Raw genomic sequence first — 357 nt, forward strand, 5'->3', positions numbered from 1 at the left:
CGGAATGATCACCCGCCACAGCACCTGCCTGCGTGTCGCATAGAGATCGTAGGCCGCCTCGATCAGCCGGAAGTCGAGTTTCTCCAGGCTCGAATAGAGCGGCAGCACCATGAACGGCAGGAAGGCGTAGAGCAGGCCGAGCTGGATGGCAAAGTTGGTGTAGAGCATGGTGATCGGCTTATCGATCACGCCGAGGCCGATCAGCGCGTTGTTGATCAGGCCCTCGTCGCGGATGATGAACATGATCGCCAGCGTGCGCACCAGAAGGTTCGACCAGAACGGAATGGTGATCAGAAGCACCCACCAGTTGCGCTGCGCCGGCGGCCGCGTCGCCATGAAATAGGCAGTCGGGAAACC

Annotated in this window: 1 protein-coding gene; it reads right to left on the reverse strand. The window is 60.5% G+C overall.

Annotated elements, in window-relative coordinates:
* Positions 1 to 357 (reverse strand): ABC transporter permease (locus EN808_RS35370; RefSeq protein WP_135918235.1); only part of this gene is annotated, 357 nt, incomplete at both ends.

Origin of the sequence: Mesorhizobium sp. M8A.F.Ca.ET.165.01.1.1, from assembly GCF_004792065.1 — a bacterium.
GTDB lineage: Bacteria > Pseudomonadota > Alphaproteobacteria > Rhizobiales > Rhizobiaceae > Mesorhizobium.